Consider the following 306-nt stretch of genomic DNA (forward strand, 5'->3'; position numbering starts at 1 on the left):
CACAAATTTCCTGGAGGAAAAGATGGTTTCCGTCGTTCCAATTATCGTACAACAACCCAATTTGATAAAAACGCGGCAGAAGTAGACAAAAAAGAAGCGTTGAATGGTTGGTTTGATTATACAATGCCAGATATGAATCAATCAAATCCGTTGGTGCTAAATTATCTGACGCAAAATGCAATTTGGTGGATAGAATATGCAGAATTAGGCGGAATGCGTGTCGATACATATCCATATAATGACAAAGAAGGAATGGCAAAATGGGTAAAAGCAATTACGACAGAATATCCAAATTTCAATGTAGTT

The 306-nt window shown here is 36.6% G+C and carries 1 pseudogene; it reads left to right on the forward strand.

Going from position 1 to position 306, the window contains the following annotated elements:
• A pseudogene (locus QWI17_RS09925) lies at positions 1–306 on the forward strand (alpha-amylase); the annotation flags it as partial.

This window comes from Gilvimarinus gilvus (assembly GCF_030518155.1).
In the GTDB taxonomy this organism is placed as follows: Bacteria; Pseudomonadota; Gammaproteobacteria; order Pseudomonadales; family Cellvibrionaceae; genus Gilvimarinus; species Gilvimarinus gilvus.